This window comes from Paracoccus seriniphilus (assembly GCF_028553745.1).
In the GTDB taxonomy this organism is placed as follows: Bacteria; Pseudomonadota; Alphaproteobacteria; order Rhodobacterales; family Rhodobacteraceae; genus Paracoccus; species Paracoccus seriniphilus.
On sequence record NZ_CP067132.1, the window covers coordinates 212,855 to 233,065 of the forward strand.

The 20,211-nt window shown below is 61.4% G+C and carries 17 protein-coding genes; 9 read left to right on the forward strand and 8 right to left on the reverse strand.

Features of this window, described 5'->3' with window-relative positions; all coding sequences use genetic code 11:
* Window positions 1-167 precede the first annotated feature (167 nt).
* The 3 genes from JHW44_RS19440 to JHW44_RS19450 are packed head-to-tail and all read left to right on the forward strand — an operon-like array spanning window position 168 to window position 2,468.
* Window positions 168-833: a haloacid dehalogenase type II gene (locus JHW44_RS19440; RefSeq protein ID WP_089344198.1), complete on the forward strand. Its 666-nt coding sequence runs from the start codon at window positions 168-170 to the stop codon at window positions 831-833.
* Window positions 834-837: 4 nt separating this feature from the next.
* The gene (locus JHW44_RS19445) at window positions 838-2,115 is read left to right on the forward strand and encodes an NAD(P)/FAD-dependent oxidoreductase (protein ID WP_089344152.1); all 1,278 of its coding nucleotides are present in this window, start codon (window positions 838-840) and stop codon (window positions 2,113-2,115) included.
* On the forward strand, window positions 2,115-2,468 hold the full coding sequence (locus tag JHW44_RS19450; RefSeq protein WP_089344153.1) for a cupin domain-containing protein: 354 nt from the start codon (window positions 2,115-2,117) through the stop codon (window positions 2,466-2,468). The genes JHW44_RS19445 and JHW44_RS19450 overlap by 1 nt, the downstream gene beginning before the upstream one ends.
* A 52-nt stretch (window positions 2,469-2,520) precedes the next feature.
* Here the strand turns inward: JHW44_RS19450 and JHW44_RS19455 are convergent, their stop codons facing one another.
* From JHW44_RS19455 to JHW44_RS19465, 3 genes are read right to left on the reverse strand one after another with little or no spacing between them, the layout of a single operon-like run.
* On the reverse strand, window positions 2,521-3,987 hold the full coding sequence (locus tag JHW44_RS19455) for an NAD-dependent succinate-semialdehyde dehydrogenase (protein WP_179217696.1): 1,467 nt from the start codon (window positions 3,985-3,987) through the stop codon (window positions 2,521-2,523).
* 4 nt (window positions 3,988-3,991) lie between these two features.
* Window positions 3,992-5,026 carry a tartrate dehydrogenase gene (locus JHW44_RS19460; protein WP_089344154.1) on the reverse strand — a complete coding sequence of 345 codons (1,035 nt, stop codon included), beginning with the start codon at window positions 5,024-5,026 and terminating at the stop codon, window positions 3,992-3,994.
* Window positions 5,027-5,036: 10 nt separating this feature from the next.
* Window positions 5,037-6,497 carry an aldehyde dehydrogenase family protein gene (locus JHW44_RS19465; RefSeq protein ID WP_089344155.1) on the reverse strand — a complete coding sequence of 487 codons (1,461 nt, stop codon included), beginning with the start codon at window positions 6,495-6,497 and terminating at the stop codon, window positions 5,037-5,039.
* A gap of 159 nt (window positions 6,498-6,656) precedes the next feature.
* Between JHW44_RS19465 and argE the strand changes: the two genes are divergently transcribed.
* Window positions 6,657-7,799, forward strand: coding sequence for an acetylornithine deacetylase (gene argE, locus JHW44_RS19470; protein ID WP_089344156.1), 1,143 nt, complete (start codon window positions 6,657-6,659; stop codon window positions 7,797-7,799).
* Between the two features lie 89 nt (window positions 7,800-7,888).
* On the opposite strand, the gene JHW44_RS19475 is transcribed toward argE, so the two are convergent.
* Together JHW44_RS19475 and JHW44_RS19480 are read right to left on the reverse strand one after the other, a co-directional pair.
* Window positions 7,889-8,758: an MBL fold metallo-hydrolase gene (locus JHW44_RS19475; protein ID WP_089344157.1), complete on the reverse strand. Its 870-nt coding sequence runs from the start codon at window positions 8,756-8,758 to the stop codon at window positions 7,889-7,891.
* Between the two features lie 63 nt (window positions 8,759-8,821).
* Window positions 8,822-9,265 carry a Dps family protein gene (locus JHW44_RS19480; protein WP_089344158.1) on the reverse strand — a complete coding sequence of 148 codons (444 nt, stop codon included), beginning with the start codon at window positions 9,263-9,265 and terminating at the stop codon, window positions 8,822-8,824.
* A 179-nt stretch (window positions 9,266-9,444) separates the two neighbouring features.
* Here JHW44_RS19480 and JHW44_RS19485 point away from each other — a divergent pair, with 179 nt between their 5' ends.
* On the forward strand, window positions 9,445-10,377 hold the full coding sequence (locus tag JHW44_RS19485; protein ID WP_089344159.1) for a hydrogen peroxide-inducible genes activator: 933 nt from the start codon (window positions 9,445-9,447) through the stop codon (window positions 10,375-10,377).
* A gap of 184 nt (window positions 10,378-10,561) precedes the next feature.
* Here the strand turns inward: JHW44_RS19485 and JHW44_RS19490 are convergent, their stop codons facing one another.
* The 3 genes from JHW44_RS19490 to JHW44_RS19500 all read right to left on the reverse strand — a co-directional run bounded on the left by JHW44_RS19490 (window position 10,562) and on the right by JHW44_RS19500 (window position 17,230).
* A complete protein-coding gene (locus JHW44_RS19490; RefSeq protein WP_089344161.1) occupies window positions 10,562-12,328 on the reverse strand; it encodes a SulP family inorganic anion transporter in 1,767 nt (588 codons plus the stop codon).
* A 58-nt stretch (window positions 12,329-12,386) separates the two neighbouring features.
* Window positions 12,387-14,066, reverse strand: a complete 1,680-nt coding sequence (locus JHW44_RS19495) for a bifunctional protein tyrosine phosphatase family protein/NAD(P)/FAD-dependent oxidoreductase (protein WP_089344162.1) — start codon at window positions 14,064-14,066, stop codon at window positions 12,387-12,389.
* Window positions 14,067-14,437: 371 nt separating this feature from the next.
* The gene (locus tag JHW44_RS19500; RefSeq protein ID WP_089344163.1) at window positions 14,438-17,230 is read right to left on the reverse strand and encodes a bifunctional aconitate hydratase 2/2-methylisocitrate dehydratase; all 2,793 of its coding nucleotides are present in this window, start codon (window positions 17,228-17,230) and stop codon (window positions 14,438-14,440) included.
* Between the two features lie 572 nt (window positions 17,231-17,802).
* Between JHW44_RS19500 and JHW44_RS19505 the strand changes: the two genes are divergently transcribed.
* Genes JHW44_RS19505 through JHW44_RS19520 form a run of 4 tightly spaced genes read left to right on the forward strand, consistent with a single transcriptional unit; the run spans window position 17,803 to window position 20,211 of the window.
* The gene (locus JHW44_RS19505; RefSeq protein WP_179217697.1) at window positions 17,803-18,942 is read left to right on the forward strand and encodes a fused response regulator/phosphatase; all 1,140 of its coding nucleotides are present in this window, start codon (window positions 17,803-17,805) and stop codon (window positions 18,940-18,942) included.
* Window positions 18,939-19,289, forward strand: a complete 351-nt coding sequence (locus JHW44_RS19510) for an STAS domain-containing protein (protein ID WP_089344165.1) — start codon at window positions 18,939-18,941, stop codon at window positions 19,287-19,289. Before JHW44_RS19505 ends, JHW44_RS19510 begins: the two co-directional genes overlap by 4 nt.
* Complete coding sequence (locus JHW44_RS19515; RefSeq protein WP_179217698.1) at window positions 19,286-19,702, forward strand: ATP-binding protein; 417 nt, start codon at window positions 19,286-19,288, stop codon at window positions 19,700-19,702. Before JHW44_RS19510 ends, JHW44_RS19515 begins: the two co-directional genes overlap by 4 nt.
* Complete coding sequence (locus JHW44_RS19520) at window positions 19,699-20,211, forward strand: hypothetical protein (protein WP_089344167.1); 513 nt, start codon at window positions 19,699-19,701, stop codon at window positions 20,209-20,211. Before JHW44_RS19515 ends, JHW44_RS19520 begins: the two co-directional genes overlap by 4 nt.

Genomic DNA, 20,211 nt, shown 5'->3' on the forward strand with positions numbered 1-20,211 from the left:
AGACTGACGGTCCACGGCGACTGCCGCGCAACACGCGCAACAGATGCTGCCGCCAGCATCGGCGAATACGGTGCAATCTGCTTGGCCGGGCGCGTGATCCGGTGCCTCTGGCCTGCATTGCGCAGCTAGCCTGTCATGGACACACCACCAAACCCGAGGCTGCGATCATGACCTTTCGCCCGAAATTCATCACCTTCGACTGCTATGGCACCCTGACCAATTTCGACATGGCAGGCGCAGCGCGGCGCATTTACGGCGACACGCTGTCCGAACCGGCCATGGTGCAATTCATCAAGAATTTCGCGGCCTACCGTCTGGATGAAATCCTTGGCGCATGGAAACCCTATGGCGAGGTCGTGCACAATTCGCTGGAACGCACCTGCAAGGCCAACGGCGTTCCCTTCCGCCCCGAGGACGCGCAACGGGTCTATGACGAAGTCCCCACCTGGGGGCCGCATCCCGATGTACCTGCCGGTCTGGCCAAGGTCGCCAGGGAAATCCCGCTGGTGATCCTGTCCAATGCCATGAACTGCCAGATCATGTCGAATGTCGAAAAGCTGGGGGCGCCCTTCCACATGGTCATCACCGCCGAGGAAACCGGCAGCTACAAACCGCAGATGAACGGCTTTGAATACATGCTGGACAAGCTGGGCTGCGGCCCCAAGGACATCTGCCATGTATCCTCGTCCTTCCGCTATGACCTGATGACCGCCCATGATCTGGGCATCGACAACAAGATCTGGGTCAATCGTGGTCACGAGCCCGCCAACCCCTATTACGGCTACACCGAGATCGCCGACATCGGCGGGCTGCCCGGCGTCTTCGGGCTGTGATCCGATGAAATTCCTTCCATATTGGCATGACAGCACCCCCGCCTTCGGGGGCGCTGCAAGCGGGCCGGTCGGGGGCGACTATGATGTCGCAGTCATCGGCGCGGGGTTCACCGGATTGGGCGCAGCGCGCAAGCTGGCGATGGAGGGAAAATCCGTCATCGTGCTGGAGGCCCGGCATGTCGGTGCAGGCGCCTCTGGCCGCAACGGGGGCCATCTGAACAACGGGCTGGCCCACAGCTATCTGGCGGCGATGCGCCAGTTCGGGCCAGAGAAGGCACGCGCCTTGTATCACGCCTTTGACGCGGGGATCGAGACGCTGATCCGCATCATCGACGAAGAAGGCATCGACTGCAATTTCCGCCGTTCAGGCAAGCTGAAACTTGCCTCGAAGCCCGGACATATGGACGCCATGCGGCGCAACTTCGAAGCGGTCAACCGCGAGGCCGATCCGGAAACCGAATGGCTGGAGCGCGACGTGCTGCATGACGAGGTGCGCTCGGATTCCTTTCACGCCGGGATGCTGCAGCGGCGCAGTGCAATGATGCATATGGGCCGCTTCGTGGTTGGGCTGGCTGATGCCGCCGTTCGCCATGGTGCCGTGGTTCATGAAGGTGCCACCGTCACGACACGACAGAAACAGGGCGCAGGATGGCGGCTGACCACGACCAAGGGCAAGGTGACCGCAGGACAGGTCCTGCTGGCCACCGGAGCCTATACCGATGATGCCTTCCCCTGGTTTCGACGCCGGATCGTCCCCGTCGGCAGCTTCATCATCGCCACCCGCCCGCTGACAGAAACCGAAATCGCCGCCAGCGTCCCGGGAGACCGGACATTCGTCAATTCGATGAATATCGGCAACTATTTCCGCCTGACCCCGGATCGCCGCCTGATCTGGGGCGGACGGGCGCGGTTCTCGGCGCGTTCGGATCAACGCTCGGACAGCAAGAGCGGCGCAGTGCTGCGAGCCTCTCTGGCGGCGACCCTGCCGCAGCTGGCCGATGTCGGGATCGACTACTGCTGGGGCGGGATGGTCGATATGACCGCGGACCGTTTTCCCCGCGCCGGACAGGCGGACGGGCTGTGGTATTCAATGGGCTATTCGGGCCATGGCGCGCAGATCGCCACCCATATGGGCGAGATCATGGCCGACCGGATCATGGGCCATGAGCGGCAGAACCCCTGGCAGGATCTGCCCTGGCAGGCCGTGCCGCTGCATACCGGAAAACCCTGGTTCCTGCCCGTCGTGGGGCTGTATTATCAATTGAAGGACAAGATAAGCTGATGTCTTTGCTGAAGAAGATCGACCTCTCCGAGGCAGGGGACCCTGTGCCGTCGAAATGCGCCCCGGAAAAGCTGATCGCAGGCGATCCAGATTTCCTGACCTGGGCTTTCGACGATACCGGCGATGGTCACATCCGGACCGGAATCTGGGAAGCCACCCCCGGCGAGAACCATTCGATCAAGGGAGAGATGTTCGAGTTCTGCCATCTGCTGGACGGCGTGATCGAAGTGACCGAGGAAGGCCATGACCCACGCATCTTTCGCAAGGGTGACAGCTTCATCATGAAGCCCGGCTATCGCGGCATCTGGAAAACCATTGAAACCGTGCGCAAGATCTATGTGATCGTCGGTTAGTCCTGAACGGGGGACAAGGCCCCCCGTTCGCATTTCTACAGGGTTCGCATTCTTACAGGCCGGCCATGTGGAAGGCCTTGGTTTCCAGATACTCGTCGATACCGGTGCGGGCGCCCTCGCGGCCCAAACCCGATTGCTTGACCCCGCCAAAGGGGGATTCCACCATCGACACCGCACCGGTATTCAGCCCGACCATGCCGAATTCCAGTGCCTCGCCGACCCGCCAGGCACGCTGCATGTCCTGCGTGAAGAAATAGGCCGCCAGACCGAAGGGCGTGCCATTGGCCAGCAACAAGGCTTCTTCTTCGGTATCAAAGCGAAAGACAGGCGCGACCGGTCCAAAGGTCTCTTCCGATGCCAGCAACATGTCACCAGTGGCTCCTGTCAGCACCATGGGCGCTGCATATTGACCCTCGGGCGTTTCCGCGCGGGCGGCGATGCTGGCACCATGGTCCAGCGCATCCTGCACATGCGCGTTGATCTTGTCGATGGCGGCACCGTTGATCATCGGGCCGATATCGCTGTCCGCCGCCATGCCGGACCCGACCTTCATCGACGAGACACGCTCTGCGAGACGTTCGACAAAGGCATCGTGGATGCCGGCCTGAACAAGAATGCGGTTCGAACAGACGCAGGTCTGCCCGCCATTGCGGAATTTCGAGGCAATCGCCCCTTCGACCGCGGCGTCCAGATCGGCATCGTCAAAGACGATGAAGGGCGCATTGCCGCCAAGCTCCAGCGACAGCCTTTTGACCGTCGGCGCGCATTGCCCCATCAGGATAGATCCCACGCGGGTCGAGCCGGTAAAGGACAACTTTCGCACGACGGGGCTGGAGGTCAGTTCGGCGCCGATCTCGGCAGGCATGCCCGTGACGATATTGATCACGCCTGCCGGAATTCCGGCCCGTTCAGCCAACACGCCAAGCGCCAGCGCCGAATAGGGCGTGAATTCAGATGGTTTCACGACCACCGTGCAACCTGCGGCCAGCGCCGGGCCGACCTTTCGGGTGATCATGGCATTGGGGAAATTCCACGGCGTGATGATGGCCGAAACGCCAACCGGCTCCTTGGTCGCCAGAATGCGGCGATCCGTCATCGGCGCCGGAATGATCCCGCCTTCGACCCGCCGGGCTTCTTCGGCGAACCATTTGATAAAGCTGGCCCCATAGGCAATCTCGCCGCGCGCTTCGGCCAGAGGCTTGCCCTGCTCCAGCGTCAGGATCATGGCCAGATCCTCGGTCGCGGCAATCATCAGATCATGCCAGGCCATCAACAGTTTCGCACGCTCGGCCGGGCTGGTCCTGCGCCATTGGGCAAAGGCCGCCTCGGCTGCCGCAATCGCCTGACCGGTCTGTCCTGCCGAGACATCGGGAACCGTGCCCAGGACCGCCCCTGTGGCCGGGTCGGTGACCTCGATACGGGCACCACTTTCGGCATCGACCCACTTCCCGCCGATCAGCGCCTGCCGACGCAGCAATTCGGGATCGGAAAGTCCTTGCAAAGCGATATGAGAGGTCATCGGCTTATTCCTGTAGCTGGGCCAGAACGGCATTGGTGATATCGTCGGTGCTGTCCTGACCGGGGATGACGCCGACTCCGCTGGCACAGCTCGCCTCCATCGCCGCCATGATGCGGGCCGCGGGTTCGGACTGTTCCAGATGGTCCAGCATCATCGCCGCCGACCAGAAAGCTGCCATCGGATTGGCAATGCCCTGATCGGCAATGTCGGGCGCCGATCCATGCACGGGTTCGAACATCGAGGGCGCGCTGCGGTCGGGATTGATATTGGCCGAGGCCGCGAATCCCAACCCGCCCTGAATGGCCGCGCCCAGATCGGTCAGGATATCGCCGAACAGATTCGAGGCGACCACGACATCAAGGCTTTCAGGGGCCATCACCATGCGCGCGCACATGGCATCGATATGATAGCGCGAGACCTCGACTTCGGGATATTCAGCCGCCAGTTCGTCGGTGACCTCATCCCAGAACACCATCGAATGGCGCTGCGCATTGGACTTGGTGACCGAGGCCAGCTTGCCGCGCCGGGTCCTGGCCTGTTCAAAGGCAAAGCGCAGGATACGTTCGACCCCGGTGCGGGTGAAGATCGAGGTTTCGACAGCGACCTCGTCTCCGGTGCCCTGATGGACGCGCCCCCCGGCACCGGAATATTCGCCCTCGGTGTTTTCGCGGATGCAGAGAATATCGAAATCGCTTTTGCGCAGCGGACCCTCGACACCGGGCAACAGCCGATGGGGCCGGATATTGGCATATTGCACGAAAGCCTTGCGGATCGGCAGCAGCAGCCCGTGCAGTGACACGGAATCCGGCACCCGTTTCGGCCAGCCGACCGCACCCAGAAAGATCGCGTCAAAGCCGCGCAGGGTCTCGATCCCGTCCTCGGGCATCATCCGCCCATGTTCCAGGTAATAGTCACAGGACCATGGGAAGGCATGGGTTTCAACCGAGGCACCGCTGGCTTCAACGACCCGCATCGCGGCTTCGGTCACGGGAACGCCGATCCCGTCGCCGGGGATCAGGGCAATGCGCTGCTTGGTCATGTTGGACTCCTCAGATGTCGATCAGCACAGTCTTGGACTGACGGTTGGCATGATAGGCTTCGCGGCCCAGATCCTTGCCGATACCGGATTGGCGATAGCCCCCTGTCGGCAGGATATGATCGCGCGAGCGGCCATAGCGGTTGATCCAGACGGTCCCGGCCTGCACCCTTTTCATGGCACGCAGGGCACGGGACAGATCGCGCGTGAATATTCCCGCGCACAGGCCATAGATCGGGTGATCCGAAAGTGCCAGAGCCTCTTCCTCGGTGTCGAAGCGCTGCAGCGTCAGCACCGGACCAAAGATTTCCTGCTGTACCGCAGGGCTGTTCTGGTCGACTCCGTCCAGCAGTGTCGGTGCAAAGAAATATCCGGCTCGGTCCAGCGCATGACCGCCGCACAGGACTTCGGCGCCACCGTCGACAGCCTGCCCAAGAATGCCCGCGATGCGCTGGCGCTGTTTTTCGGAAATGATCGGCGAGTAGGCGGTGTCACCCTGCCATGTCGGGCCGGGCCGGTCTGGCTGCATCCGCGCCATCAGCCGCGCCGCCAGGTCATCCGCGATCGAGGCATGGGCGATGACCCGGCTGCCCGCAACGCAGGCCTGCCCGGCATTGAACACGATCGAACGCGCGATATTGTCGGCCGCCAGATCCAGATCAGCATCGGCAAAGACGATCTGCGGGGATTTGCCGCCCAGTTCCAGCGTCACCGGCTTGGTCCCGCAGCGGGCTATATTGCCCATGATTGCCTGCCCCGCCGCGGTCGAACCGGTAAAGCTGACCTTGGCGATCTGGCCATGACCCGTCAGAGCCGTGCCGGTGACAGGCCCGTCGCCCAGCACCACATTGATCAATCCTGCCGGAATGCCGGCCTGAACCGCCAGCTGCGCCATGCGGATCGAGGAAAACGGCGTCATCTCCGAGGGCTTCAGCACAACGGCATTTCCTGCGGCCAGTGCCGGACCCAGCTTCCACCCTGCCATCGAGATCGGAAAGTTCCACGGCGTGATTGCCCCGACGACGCCATAGGGTTCAGTCACGGTCATGCCCAGAGACCCCTGGGCCGTAGGAGCCAGATCGCCGCCTTCCTTGTCGGCCAGTTCCGCAAAAAAGCGGATCTGCTCGGCGGTGACGGCAATATCTCCGGCGGCCAGCTGTGATACCGGCCGTGTCGAACACAGCGCCTCGAGCTGCGCCAACTCGCGGGCATGGCTCTCGATCAGGTCGGCCCATCGCTGCAGGGCCCGGGTCCGATCCCGCGGCACCGCGCTGCCCCAACCCGCAGCCTGCGCCCGACGCGCCGATTGCACCGCGCGGTCCACCATCTCGGCGTCTGCGACCGGGCAATGGGCATACTCCGCACCATCCGAGGGACGATGCATGGCCAGCCCGTCGTTTGTCGGCAGCAGTTCTCCGTCGATCAGATGGCCAATGGGCAATTCGATGCTGTCAGGGTCAAAGGAATTCGTCATTTGGGCCTCGCGCTACTGTGCCCCGACAATTTAGGACGGGATGACTGGCAGTTTCGTCGCGGATTTCCGGTGCTGACGGTGGATTGTCCTGTTGCGCCCCACCCCTTCGGCAGGATCTGCGTCCGCGATTGGCAATACTGTCCGGAACAGGAGCCGCTGATGATGATGACCGAAATTCTGGCCGAGCTTGTCTCGGTCCCTTCCCTGCCCGGCACCCCGAACGACAGGATCACCGATGTGATCTGCGGACGGCTGGATGTTCCGGGTGTCACCCTGCACCGCCTCGCCACCCCCGAAGGCCGCTGGAACCTGCTGGCCAGCATCGGCCCCGCCGATCTGCCGGGCCTGATGCTGTCAGGGCACAGCGATGTCGTCTCGACCGAGGGGCAGGAATGGGACAGCGATCCCTTTTGCCTGACAGAGGTCGAGGACCGGCTGGTCGCACGTGGCACCAGCGACATGAAGGGCTTTCTGGCGGCAATGCTGGATCTGGTGCCGGACCTGCTGCAGATGCCCCTGAAGCGCCCCGTGCATCTGGCCTTTTCCTGCGATGAGGAAATCGGCTGTCGCGGCGTGCCGCATCTGATCGCGCGCCTGCCGGAACTGATCGCCCGGCCTGCCGGATGCGTGGTGGGCGAACCGTCGGATCTGCACCCGGTGCGCGCACATAAGGGCAAGCAATCGGTCGAAATCCGCCTTGAAGGGCGACCCGGCCATTCATCGGATCCGGCCCAGGGGGTGAATGCGATCTATCCGGCAGCCCGGCTGGCGCTGGAGGTCGAGAATATCGCCGCGGCCTTCGCCGCAATGGGGCCTTTCGATCAGGGCTTTACCACACCCAACTCGACCTTGCAGGCCGGCGTGATTCAGGGCGGCGTGGCCGTCAACATCATTCCCGAACATGCCCGCATGCTGATCGAGGCCCGCACCATTCCCGCACAATCGCCCGCGGATGTCATCGCGCGTGTCTCTGCCGCGCTGGATCATATCGGCGCCTCGGCAAAGGCGGCAGGCCGACCGTTTCGCAGCACGATCGAGGTGCTGGCCAGCTATCCGGCACTATCGCCGCGGGGCAATGAAGAACTGGCCGGACTCCTGTCGCAGATTACCGGACAACCGATCATTCAGGCGGTCAGCTATGGCACCGAAGCCGGATTGTTCGCGCAGGCGGGCATTCCATCGGTCGTTTGCGGTCCCGGCAATATCAGCCGCGCCCATCGCGCCAATGAGTTCATTCACCCGCAGGAACTGTCTGCCTGCGCCGATATGCTGCGCAAGATCGTGTCGAGGAACTGTCTCTAGACATCTCGGACGCGCCTCGTCATGAGGCGCATCCGACAGCGGCTGATCGCCGGCGCACCCATGATGAAGGAACCCGGCACACCGCAAGCCTAGCGGCTTTCAAAGGCATTGAGCGGCAATTTCAGATAGGAGCGCCCGTTGTCCTCTGGCTCGGGAAGACGACCGCCACGGATGTTCACCTGCAGGGCAGCCAGCATCAGCTTGGGCAAGGGCAGGGTCGCATCGCGGGCATCGCGGACGGCGCGATATTCTGCCTTGGTCGGGTGATCCTTCCAATGGATATTGGCGGCCCGATGCTGTGCCACGCTCGCCTGACATTCTGCCGCGCGACCGGGGGCATAGTCATGGCCAACAAAAATTCGCGTGTCATCGGGCAGGGCAAGGATGGCCGAAATGCTGTCATAGAGTGCAGCCGAACTGCCGCCCGGGAAATCGGCGCGTGAGCTGCCACTGTCGGGCATCATCAGGGTGTCATGCACAAAGGCGGCATCGCCCGCCACATAGGTGACCGAGGCCAGCGTATGACCGGGCGAGAACATGACCCTGACAGGGACATTGCCCACCATGAAACCGTCACCATCGGCAAACAGGTGATCCCACTGGCTGCCATCCGTCGGAAATTCATCGGGCAGGTTATAGATGCCCTGCCACAGTTTCTGAACCTTCGTGACATGCTCTCCGATGGCCGTTCTGGCACCAGTTTGCTCCTTCAGCCAGGGAGCAGCCGAGAAATGGTCGGCATGCGGATGCGTGTCCAGAATCCAGATCAGATCTATTCCGCTGTCGCGCACATAGGCCAGCAGACGCTCGGCGTTCCCTGTCGCGGTCGCGCCGGCAAGCGGGTCGAAATCAAGCACGGGGTCAACAATGGCCCCTTTCATGGTTTCGGGATCGTGAAAGACATATTGCCAGCTGCCGGTCGGTTCATCCCAGAAGCCTTTTACAATCGGATTGGTCATCTTGCGTTTCCCTCTTGCTGTCGTCCGGCGGGTGGCCACGCCCGCAGGCATGGCCGGAAATGATCAACGAGTGCCGGCCTTCATCATCCACAGTTCCTTTTCGTGCCACTCCAGCCGGTCCGTCAGAACGCCCACGGAAACCTCGTCCCCGACCTCGCCGCAGGCGGCAATCGCCTTGCGCAGGGTTGCGGCCAGCGCCTCATGCCCGGCAATCAGCTTTGCTACCATGTCACCGGCAGATTGCGCAGGCGCATCTTCCGGTCCGGCCAGTGCCATCAGCTCGGCAACGGTTCCGGGCGCATAGGCCCCCTGTGTGCGAATGCGCTCGGCAATCTCGTCCAGAGCACCCCAGAGGTTCTGATATTGGGCTTCAAATGTCGCATGAAGCTGGCGGAAATTCGGGCCCTCGACGTTCCAGTGATAGCCATGCGTCTGAACATAGAGCCGGAATGTTTCACTCAGGACGGCGTTCAGAGCATCGATGTTCTTGTGAGATGCATTGGTCATGGGCTTACTCCTTTGATGTGGCTGACGGATGCATGTCGCCCGGTGCCGGATCATGATCGATGGATCGGGATGGGCGGCGCAAGCAAACGATGTCAGCACTTTGATGAAACATAGATAGCAACTGGACATAGATAGTAGAAATTGAATATAAGATCGTTTCTTATAGAAAGGTTCTATAAGTGATTACGCTTCGCCAAATGCGCTATCTGACGGCGGTGGCCGACACGCTGAATTTCTCGCGTGCGGCCGAAATCTGTTTCGTGACGCAGCCGACGCTCAGCGCCGGGATCAAAGAACTGGAAGACCGTCTTGGTGTGCAACTGATCGAAAGAACCCGCCGCAGCGTCATGCTGACCCCTCTGGGAACAGAGCTGACCAAACGTGCGCGGCGGCTGTTGCTGGATGCCGCGGAAATCGAAGCCTATGCGCAGGCGCACAAGAACCCCTTCGAAGGCGATCTGAAACTTGGCTCGATCCCGACCATCGGCCCCTTTCTGCTGCCCCGCGCCCTGCCCGCCATGCGCGATGCCTTTCCCAAGCTGCGCGTCTTTCTGCGCGAAGAAATGACCGAAAGCCTGCTTGAAGGCCTCAATGCCGGGCGGCTGGACCTGATTCTGATCGCCCTGCCCTTCGACATCGGCACATTGGAAAGCCTGACACTGTTCGAGGACGGCTATCAACTGGCCTCACCAAGGGATTGGCCAGTCCCGAATGGAGCCGAGGCCCTGACGCAAAGCGGACAGCTGATGCTGCTGGAAAAGGGTCATTGCCTTCAGCGCCACGCATTGGAGGCCTATCCCGGCCGTATCTCCGCCGCACAGGACAGTTTTGCCGCCACCAGCCTGACCACCTTGATCGCCATGGTGTCCGAGGGTTTGGGAATGACCCTGCTGCCCAATCTGGCGGTGCAGGCCGGGGTGGTGGGCAATTCGGGGATACGACTGACCCCGTTGCCCGATGCCTGCCCCCGCCGCATTGCGCTGGCATGGCGACCGGGATCGGCACGGGTGGCGGTGTTCAGGAAGCTGGGCGAGATATTGCGCGCACAACACCACAAGATGAACGACAGCCGTGACAGGCAGATCACCGCCGGGAGAACCTCTGGAGGCTGATCGCCTGCGCCGTCGGCCATGGCGACATCCTGGCCGCTCTGGCCGGAACAGGCTTCTGGACCCTGGGCAGCGTGTCGCGCCCGCTGGACCAGAAAGCGACGTCACGGCCCTTTGCGTTCAATGCTCCCGGCATGACATGGGTGGCGCGCTGCTCCGCGAAGGTCCGGCCCATCTCGACCCCGCTTCATCCCTGCGCCTGACGCGGCTCTGGCGTGGTATCGAGCGGCGATGCCGATGCGCCCCGCTGCATGGTCGCAAGGACGGCCTCATGCTGGGACAGGAAAACCCTGCCGGTCAGCACATCCAGAAAATGGGACTGTTTCAGGCGATCCATCACCGGACCCTTCACCTCCGACAGATGCAGGCTCAGCCCCATCTCGCCCAGACGCGTGTTGATCGCCTCGAGCGATTCCAGCGCGCTCATGTCGATCTCATTCACGGCTGTGCATTGCAGGATCACATTCCGGATCGCCTTGTCGCGCGTCACGCGATCCAGGATGTAATCCTCAAGAAAGCGCGCATTCGCAAAATACAGGCTTTCATCGACCCGCAGGCTGACGGTGCCGGGATCCGTTTCGACCTTGTGCCGCAGGATATTGCGGAAATGTTCGGTGCCGGGGATACGCCCGACCTCGGCGATATGAGGGCGCGAGGTTCTGAACAGGTAGAGCAGGATCGAAATAGCCACACCGCTTGACACCCCAAGCTCCACCCCGAAGCCCAATGTCACCAGGATCGTCGTCAGAACGGCCAGGAAATCGGCCTTGGAATAGGCCCAGGCGCGCGTCAGAATGGTGAAATCGACCAGGCTCAGCACCGCGACAATGATTGTGGCCGCCAGTGTGGCCTTGGGCAGGAAATGGATCAGCGGCGTCAATGCCAGCGCGGCAATCGCCAGACCGACCGCAGTAAAGGCGCCTGCCGCCGGTGTGCGCGCCCCGGCATCGAAATTCACGACCGATCGCGAGAAGCCACCCGTGACCGGAAAGCCACCGCTAAAGGCCGCCCCCAGATTTGCCGCGCCAAGGCCGATCAGCTCTTGATCGGGCTTCACACGCTCGCGTTTCTTGGCGGCAAGGGTCTGCGCCACCGAAATGGATTCAACGAAACCGATCACCGAGATCAGCAGCGCGGGCAGGAAAAGCTGCCCGATCAGATCGGGAGAGAAATCCGGCAGCGTCAGCGGTGGCAGGCTCTGGGGAACTTCGCCCACGATTGCCACGCCCCGGTTGGCCAGGTCAAAGCCCCAGACGACCAGAGTCGTCGCGACGACGGCGGCCACCGGTCCGGCCTTGGCGAATATGTCGGCCATGCGCGGCCCCAGACCGGCACGGCGCAACATTGGCTTCAGCCCGCGCCGGACCCAGAACAGGAATGCCGTTGCCGATGCCCCCAGCGCCAGCGTGTGGAAATTCGTGTCGGGCAGATTGCGCAGCAGGCTTTCGACCAGTTCGATCAGATTGTCGCCGCCCCCGGCAATGCCCAGCACATGACGCAACTGCCCCACGGCGATGATCACGCCCGAGGCGGTAATAAAACCCGCGATCACCGGATGGGACAGAAAATTGGCCAGAAATCCCAGCCGGAACAATCCCATGGCAAGCAGGATGACCCCGGACAGCGCCGCCAGCGTCAGCGCTGCCGTGGCGTAACCAATGGTGCCCTGCTGCGCGATCTGTCCCAATGCGGCCGCCGTCATCAGCGACACGACAGCCACGGGTCCGACCGCAAGTGCCCGGCTGGTCCCAAAAATGGCATAAAGCATGATCGGGGCAATCGAGGCATAAAGCCCCGCTTCGGGCGGCATCCCCGCCAGCAGCGCATAGGCCAGCGATTGCGGGATCAACATGATCGTCACGATGACGGCTGCGATCAGATCATCAGACAGCGTGTCACGGTCATATCTGCGGCCCCAGTCAAGGATCGGCAGGTAACGGGCGATAGGGGGCATATCTGTCTTCGCTCATAAGAAGGGCATCACGCCAATTGCGCCACATTGCGGCGGCGACTCAGGTTCCGGGTTTCTCGGCGGGGGAAGGCTTTGCCATCCACTCATGTCCGCGCAGCATCGCCCGCCAATAGATCGGTGGCAACAGGCGCTCCTTGAGAAACCACGCCGCGCGCGAGGGTTTGGTGCCGTCGATGAAGGCCTTGGGGAAACTGGGCAGCATCTTTCCGCCATAGCCGAATTCGGCCAGCACGATCTTGCCCCGCTCGACCGTCAACGGGCAGGAGCCATAGCCGTTATATTGCGCCACGGCCGAGCCTCCGGCGATATCTGCAATGACATTTTCCGCCACGATCGGCGCCTGAATGCGCGCGGCAGCGGCCGTCTTGGCATTGGGCGCATTCATCACGTCGCCAAGGCTCCAGATATTGTCATATGTCTTGTGGCGCAATGTCGCCTGATCGACGTCGACCCAACCCGCCGCATCCGCCAGGGGCGACACCCGGATGAAATCCGGTGCCGACTGGGGCGGGCAGACATGCATCATGTCGAACTCCATTTCGACCTGACGCACCTCTTTTTCAGGCTCCCTTACCTCGAACACGGCCTTTTTGGCCTTGCCGTCCACGGCAATCAGATTATGGAAAAAGTTCAGCTGCGCGTCATATTTCCGGACATAATCCATCAGCGCAGGGACATATTCCTTGACGCCGAACAACACGCCACCGGCATTGTTGAAATTGACGTCAATGTCCTTCAGGACGCCACGCCGCAACCAGGCATCACATGACAGATACATGGCCTTTTGCGGGGCACCCGCGCATTTGATCGGCATCGGCGGTTGGGTAAAAATCGCCCGGCCTTGCCGAAGACCGGACACCAGTTCCCAGGTATATGGCGCCAGATCATAGCGATAGTTCGAGGTAACGCCGTTCTGGCCAAGCGTCTCGATCAAGCCGTCAATTCTGCCCCAATCAAGCTTCAGCCCCGGACAGACGATCAGGCGTCCGTATTTCACGATACGGCAGCCCTCCAGCACAACCGCGTTTTCTCTAGGCTCGAATGCCGCGACCGCGGCCTTGATCCAGTTGACCCCCTTGGGGATCAGGCTGGCCATGGTCCTGGCGGTCTGCTGCGGCTCGAATATGCCGCCGCCCACCATCGTCCAGCCGGGCTGATAATAGTGAACATCGGCCGGATCGATCAGCGCAATGTCAAGATCGGGCTTGCGCGATTTCAGGCTGGCAGCGGCGGCGATCCCGGCCGCCCCGCCTCCGACGATGACGACATCATGGCTGGCGTCGGCACTGTCGGTCGGGGTCTTGCCGCCATTGGCGATCCGGCGCACGACCCCGCTCATGTCATATCCGGCCTTCTGCGTCGCCGCCAGGATATCGGCGGTCGGCAATTTCGTCGCCTGCGACAGCGACCACAAGGTGGCCGAGCGCGTGCCGCTGCGGCAATAGGCACATATCGGCCCCGGCAGCTCCTCCAGCGCGGCGGCGAACAGGGCGGCATCCTCGTCGCTGACCCTGCCCCCAACGACCGGGATATATCGTGCCTCAAGACCGTTTTCGCGTGCGGCGGCGTCAATCTCGGCAAAGCTGGGCTGATCAGCACCTTCACCGTCAGGACGGTTGCAGATGATCGCGCGATAGCCCTGCGCTTTCAGTTTTGCCACATCCTCGGGCGCGATCTGCGCCGACACGGAAAGTCGCGCCGAAATGCGCTTGCTGTCCAAAGTCAAATTCAATTCCTCCCTGGCGATGATTCTCAAGACCGGTCAGGGCCAGGCCCGGACATGCGCAGCCCAAGTGACTTCCGGCGACTGTGCACATCGCGACAGCAGCACCAGCTTTCACGATAAATTCTGTATATGCGTCGGACCGGTCGCGTTCAGTGACTTTGTCACCAAACCGGCCATGCCAGTATCTGGCATGACCAGCGCCAAACCGGCAGACGCGCGGAATATCTGTCCCGAAACAGATCGTACAGGATGTCATGGTCCATCGAAATGCCGTCCGAAGCCAGCCGAACGAGCCACACCCGGAACGAAACATGCCGCGTCACGAGGACGCGGCATGTCGCGATTTTCACAAGACGGGTCCGGTCTTAGAAATGAACCGATTGTGCCGTCGCGGGCTTGTCGGTGACCGGGGAAAACTTGGTCAGATCGATGCCTTCGACAGCCGATTTGTATTCATCGACATTGGGGGTTCTGCCAAGGATCGCGGACAACACCACGACCGGGGTCGAAGCCAGCAGCGACTCGCCCTTCTTCTCGGCGGAGTCCTCGACGACACGCCCCTGGAATAGCCGCGTCGAAGTTGCCAGAACCGTATCGCCCTTGGCGGCCTTTTCCTGGTTGCCCATGCAGAGATTGCAGCCCGGACGTTCAAGGTAAAGGATGTTCTCGTATTCGGTGCGTGCCGAGCTTTTGGGGAACAGATCGTCGAACTCGAAGCCCGAATATTTCTGCAGGATGTCCCAGTCACCTTCGGCTTTCAGCTCGTCGATGATGTTATAGGTCGGCGCGGCCACCACCAGCGGAGCCTTGAATTCGACCTTGCCCTGATCGCGTTCAAGGTTCTTCAGCATCTGGGCGACGATCTTCATGTCTCCCTTGTGCACCATGCAGGATCCGACGAAGCCCAGATCGACCTTCTTTTCACCGCCATAGTAGGAAACGGGACGGATCGTGTCATGGGTATAGCGGCGCGAGGGATCGGCGTTGTTCACATCGGGATCGGCGATCATCGGCTCGTCGATCTGATCCAGGTCGACCACCACCTCGGCGAAATACTTGGCATTGTCGTCGGGTGCCAGCGCAGGCTTTTCGCCCGAGCGGATTTCCGCGATGCGACGGTCAGCCTTGGCGATCAGCCCGTGAAGGGTTCCTGCCTCGTTTTCCATGCCCTTGTCGATCATGATCTGGATGCGGCCCTTGGCGATCTCGAGCGATTCAATCAGGGTTTCATCCTGCGAGATGCAGATCGAGGCCTTGGCCTTCATCTCGGCCGTCCAGTCCGTGAAGGTGAATGCCTGATCGGCCAACAGCGTGCCGATATGGACCTCGATCACGCGGCCCTGGAAGACGTTGTCGCCGAATTGCTTCAGCATCTGCGCCTGGGTCGCGTGAACAACATCGCGGAAGTCCATGTAGCTCTTCATGGTTCCCTTGAAGGTCACCTTCACCGATTCCGGGATCGGCATGGTCGCCTCGCCCGTGGCCAGCGCCAGAGCAACGGTGCCCGAGTCCGCGCCAAAGGCCACGCCTTTTGACATCCGGGTGTGCGAGTCACCGCCAATGATGATGTCCCAGTCATCGACCGTCAGATCGTTGAGCACCTTGTGGATCACGTCCGTCATGGCGTGATATTCGCCCTTGGGATCGCGCGCGGTGATCAGGCCAAAGCTGTTCATGAACTGCATCAACCGCGGAATATTGGCCTGCGCCTTCTTGTCCCAGACCGATGCGGTGTGACAGCCGGACTGATAGGCCCCGTCCACCGTGGGCGAGATGACGGTGGCGGCCATGGCCTCCAGTTCTTGTGCCGTCATCAGACCGGTGGTGTCCTGCGATCCGACGATATTCACCTTGACGCGCACATCCGAACCGGCGTGCAGGGTCTTGCCATCGGTGACGCCGACCGCATTCTTGTTGAAGATCTTTTCGACGGCGGTCAGGCCCTGACCTTCGATCGAAACCTCTTTCGAGGGGGCAAAGACCGGCGCGGGGGTCACGCCCAGGGTTTCGGCGGCAAAGGTCTGCAGCTTCTTGCCAAAGACCACGGCATAGGAACTGCCCGCCTTCATGAATTCCATCTTCTGCGGTGTGAAGGCCGAGGAAACGTCAACCAGAACCTCGTCACCGGCCTCGTTGCACAGTGTCTTGTCCCGGGTATTGATGGTCAGAACGGTTCCGGTCTCGACCGAATATTTCTGTTCGAGAACCGGGTTGCCATCCTCGTCCAGCACCACATTGCCGTCCGCGTCGAGTTTTTTCACCCAGTTCTTCAGGTCAAGCCCGATGCCGCCGGTCACGCCGACCGTGGTCAGGAAGATCGGCGAAATGCCGTTGGTGCCAGCCACGACCGGAGCGTAATTGACGAAGGGCACATAGGGGCTGGCTTTCTTGCCGGTCCACAGTGCGACGTTGTTGACACCGGACATCCGCGAGGAGCCAACGCCCATCGTCCCCTTTTCGGCAATCAGCATCACGCGCTTGTCGGGGTGTTGCGCCTTGAGCGCCTCGATCTCGGCCTGAGCTTCGGGCGAGATCATGCATTTGCCGTGCAGTTCGCGGTCCGAACGGGAATGCGCCTGATTGCCCGGCGACAGCAGATCGGTCGAGATATCGCCTTCGGCGGCGATATAGGTCACGACCTTGATCTCTTCCTCGACATCGGGAAGCTTGGTGAAGAATTCCGCCTTGCTGTAGCTTTCCAGAATGTCGCGGGCGACAGCATTGCCCTCACGCAGGGCCGCCGCCAGACGTTCCATATCGGCTTCATACAGGAAGACCTGGGTTTTCAGCACATCACCGGCCTGTTGCGCGATTGCAGCGTCATCACCCAATGCAAGGTCCAGCAGCACGCCGACCGAGGGTCCGCCCTTCATGTGGGACAGCAGTTCGAAAGCGAAATCCGGGGTGATCTCTGCAACCACGGCCTCGCCCAGAATGATCTTCTTCAGGAAGGCCGCCTTGACGCCTGCGGCACTCGTGGTGCCGGGCAAGGTGTTGTAGATAAAGAACTCCAGCGAATCCTTGCGATCAGGGTTCGCTTCATCCTCGATCTGGGCGATCAGTTCGTGAACCAGTGCACCGTCATCAATGGGCTTGGGATGCAGCCCTTCGCCCTTCCGCGTTTCGATTTCTTTCAAGTACTCGCTGTACAAGCTCATGGCGATCCCTACGGTCAATGTTGGCTTAGGCTGGAACACCGGGCGACAAGGCGACCGGCGAACGGCGGCGGCTAATTGTATGCCGCAGTATACCAAAGACGATTTCAAGGCAAGTGCTGACACAGCACCGCTGCTTTGCCCGCCCCTCAGCCTGCAATTCACGCTGACCGCATGACGGATCCAACATCATATTCTCTATAGCGGAATCCGTTTTCATGCCAGACGCCATTTCTGCGGGGCGCTCTGGATACAGCCTTTGGTTGTGCTCACAACGGGCGGATCAAACGCCCTTTCCGCACGCCGAAAGCCCGTTTCGGGATGGCATGGGCCTGGCAGTCAGGTGCCGAAATCACCGAATCTGTTGCAGGCCCAATGATTGCTGGCCGACGCGGCATATTCAACACGGAAGACGGGAAAAAACCACAGTAGCATTGAGTTTTTGCCTCATTCACTTAAGGTTGAATTTGCTCATTTCGGTCATGCGCGAGGAACGTGTGGAATACAAAGGCCTCACAGACGCGCCAATTCAGGGTTCCGCCTGTCCGACGGTAATTGTCGCCGATGACGACGCCGTGCAGCGGACCTATACTTCGGCCGTCCTGCGCAAGCTAGGCTATGAGCCACTGGAGGCCGAGGACGGTCTGAAAGCGCTGGACCTGGTGCGCAAAATCGGGTCGCAACTGCTGATCTGCGATCTGGACATGCCGGGGCTGGACGGCCACCAGCTGGCACGGCAGGTCCGGCAGGAAAACCGCGACCGCTATGTTCACATCCTGATGGTGACCGGTCGCGACCAACGGCGCGAACGTGAAAAGGCGCTGGAGTCTGGCGTCGATGATTTCATGGCAAAACCGCTGGACACGGCCAGCCTGACCGCCCGGGTGCGCAGCGTCAGCCGCCTGCTGCGCCACGAACAATTGCTCGCCGAACGCAACGAGGCCATCTCGCGCGCGAAGGAGCAGATCGAGGACGACATTCGCGCCGCCGCCACCGCGCAGCGCCGTCTGCTGCCCGTGGCACATGCCGAGGTCGCCGATTGCGCCTTTCATTCGGCCTTCGTGCCGTCCAACATCCTGTCGGGCGACATGTATTCCTATTACGAACTGGCACCCGGCCTGACCGCATTTTACGCGGTGGATGTGGCCGGTCATGGCGTGAACGCCGCCCTGCTGTCAGTGGCGCTTGGGCATCTGTTGACGGCCGAACATTTCCGACAGCAGGTTGTCGATACGGATGGCAACATCAACCCGGCCCGTCTGGTGCACAGCCTGAACGCACGTTTCTTCGACCAGTCCAGCAACGACTATTTCACGATGTTCTGCGGCGTCCTCGACCATCAGGCCAATGTCCTGCACTATTGTCAGGCGGGCTATCCCTCGCCGGTTCTGGCGCAGCGTTCGGGCGAATGCCACCTGATCGGAGAGGGCGGGTTCCCCGTTGCGCTGGTCGCCGGGATGGAGTTCGAAAGCCATCGCATCGACTTCCGGCCCGGACAGGCCCTGGTTCTGGTCTCTGATGGTGCGCATGAGGCCGAAAACCTCGAGGGAGAGCCCTTCGACGACGAAAGGGTCATTGCCACGATCCGCCAACGGGCTGCGGATCCTTCGGCCATCCCCGACAATCTGGTACAGGCGCTGACGCAGTGGCGTCAGGGCGCGACACTTGACGATGACCTCAGCGTCCTCGTTTGCGAAAGGAGACTGAAAGAATGATCAAGGCTCATACCGGTGCCGAGGACGGCATCTGTGTCATCGAGCCGGGCGCGGAACGGCTGACCGCAGCGAATGCGACAATGTTCCGCGACGAGGTAATCGCACTTGTGACACAGGGCGAGGACCGCCTGCTGGTTGATTTGGCCGATGTCAGCTTCGTCGACTCGTCGGGAATCGGGGCCATGGTCGGCGTGCTGAAACGGATCGGCAACCGGGGCGAGGTCGCGATATGCGGCCTGTCCGGGGGCGTCGAAAAGATGTTCAGGATCACCCATATGGACCGGGTTTTCTCCATTCATCGCGATCGAGACGCGGCACTGACAGCCATGAAGGAGCGCTTTGGATGACCTATCGTCTGGACATGTCGCCCGATCAGGCCGAGGTCGACCGCGTCGTTCCGCTGCTGATTGCCGAACTGTCCGGCGCTCTCTCCGAGGACAGGCTGATGTCGGTGGAAATCGCCATGGCCGAAGCCCTGACCAATGCGGTCAAACACGCGCTGGCATCGGGCACGCCCGATGTCATCCATGTCTCGGCGCAATCCGACGCGACACAGGTCCGCCTGGAAATCGTCGATGCCGGTGCCCAGAGTCCGCAGGATCTGTATCAGGATGTGGCCGAACTGGGCGATATCGACCCGATGAACGACAGTGGCCGCGGGCTCTCTCTGATCAGCCACCTGGCCGATGAGGTCGTCTTCAACCCCGCTCATGGCAAGAACCAGTTGATCCTGATCTTCAACCGGGACAGCATCGCATGAGCGGTCAACTGTGGATATATGCGGCCATTGCCTCGGTGCTGCCCATTCTGGCAATCATCGTGGCCATCCGGCGTCACCGCGCAGGGCTGCCGGTTTCGCCCGCCGCGCAGCCGGCCCCCCTGCCCCCCGAGCGTTTCAACCAGCCCGAGGAATTGCACGAGCGCGTCAATGAACTGCGCGAGGAATTGGGGCCGCAAATCCTGCCCTCGCTGCTGAAGGCCGCATTATCCGATCTGGAACGGCATCTTGCGGTGTTCGACAAGCCGGGTCAGCCCGAGGACGAAGACCGTCGCCGCGCCCTGCACTCATTTGTCGGCATCGTGGACACGGTCGGATGTTCCAGCCTGGCGCAAAGCGGACGCGATTTGCAGGAACGCCAGCGTCTTGGTGATCCCAGCCCGGATCAGCAGCGCGCCTTTCTGTCGCAGATCCGCCTGCTTCACGCGGAAATCAGCACATTACTTGAACAAGAATTATCCGGCGCCGAGTCGCCACATTCAGGAGGATAG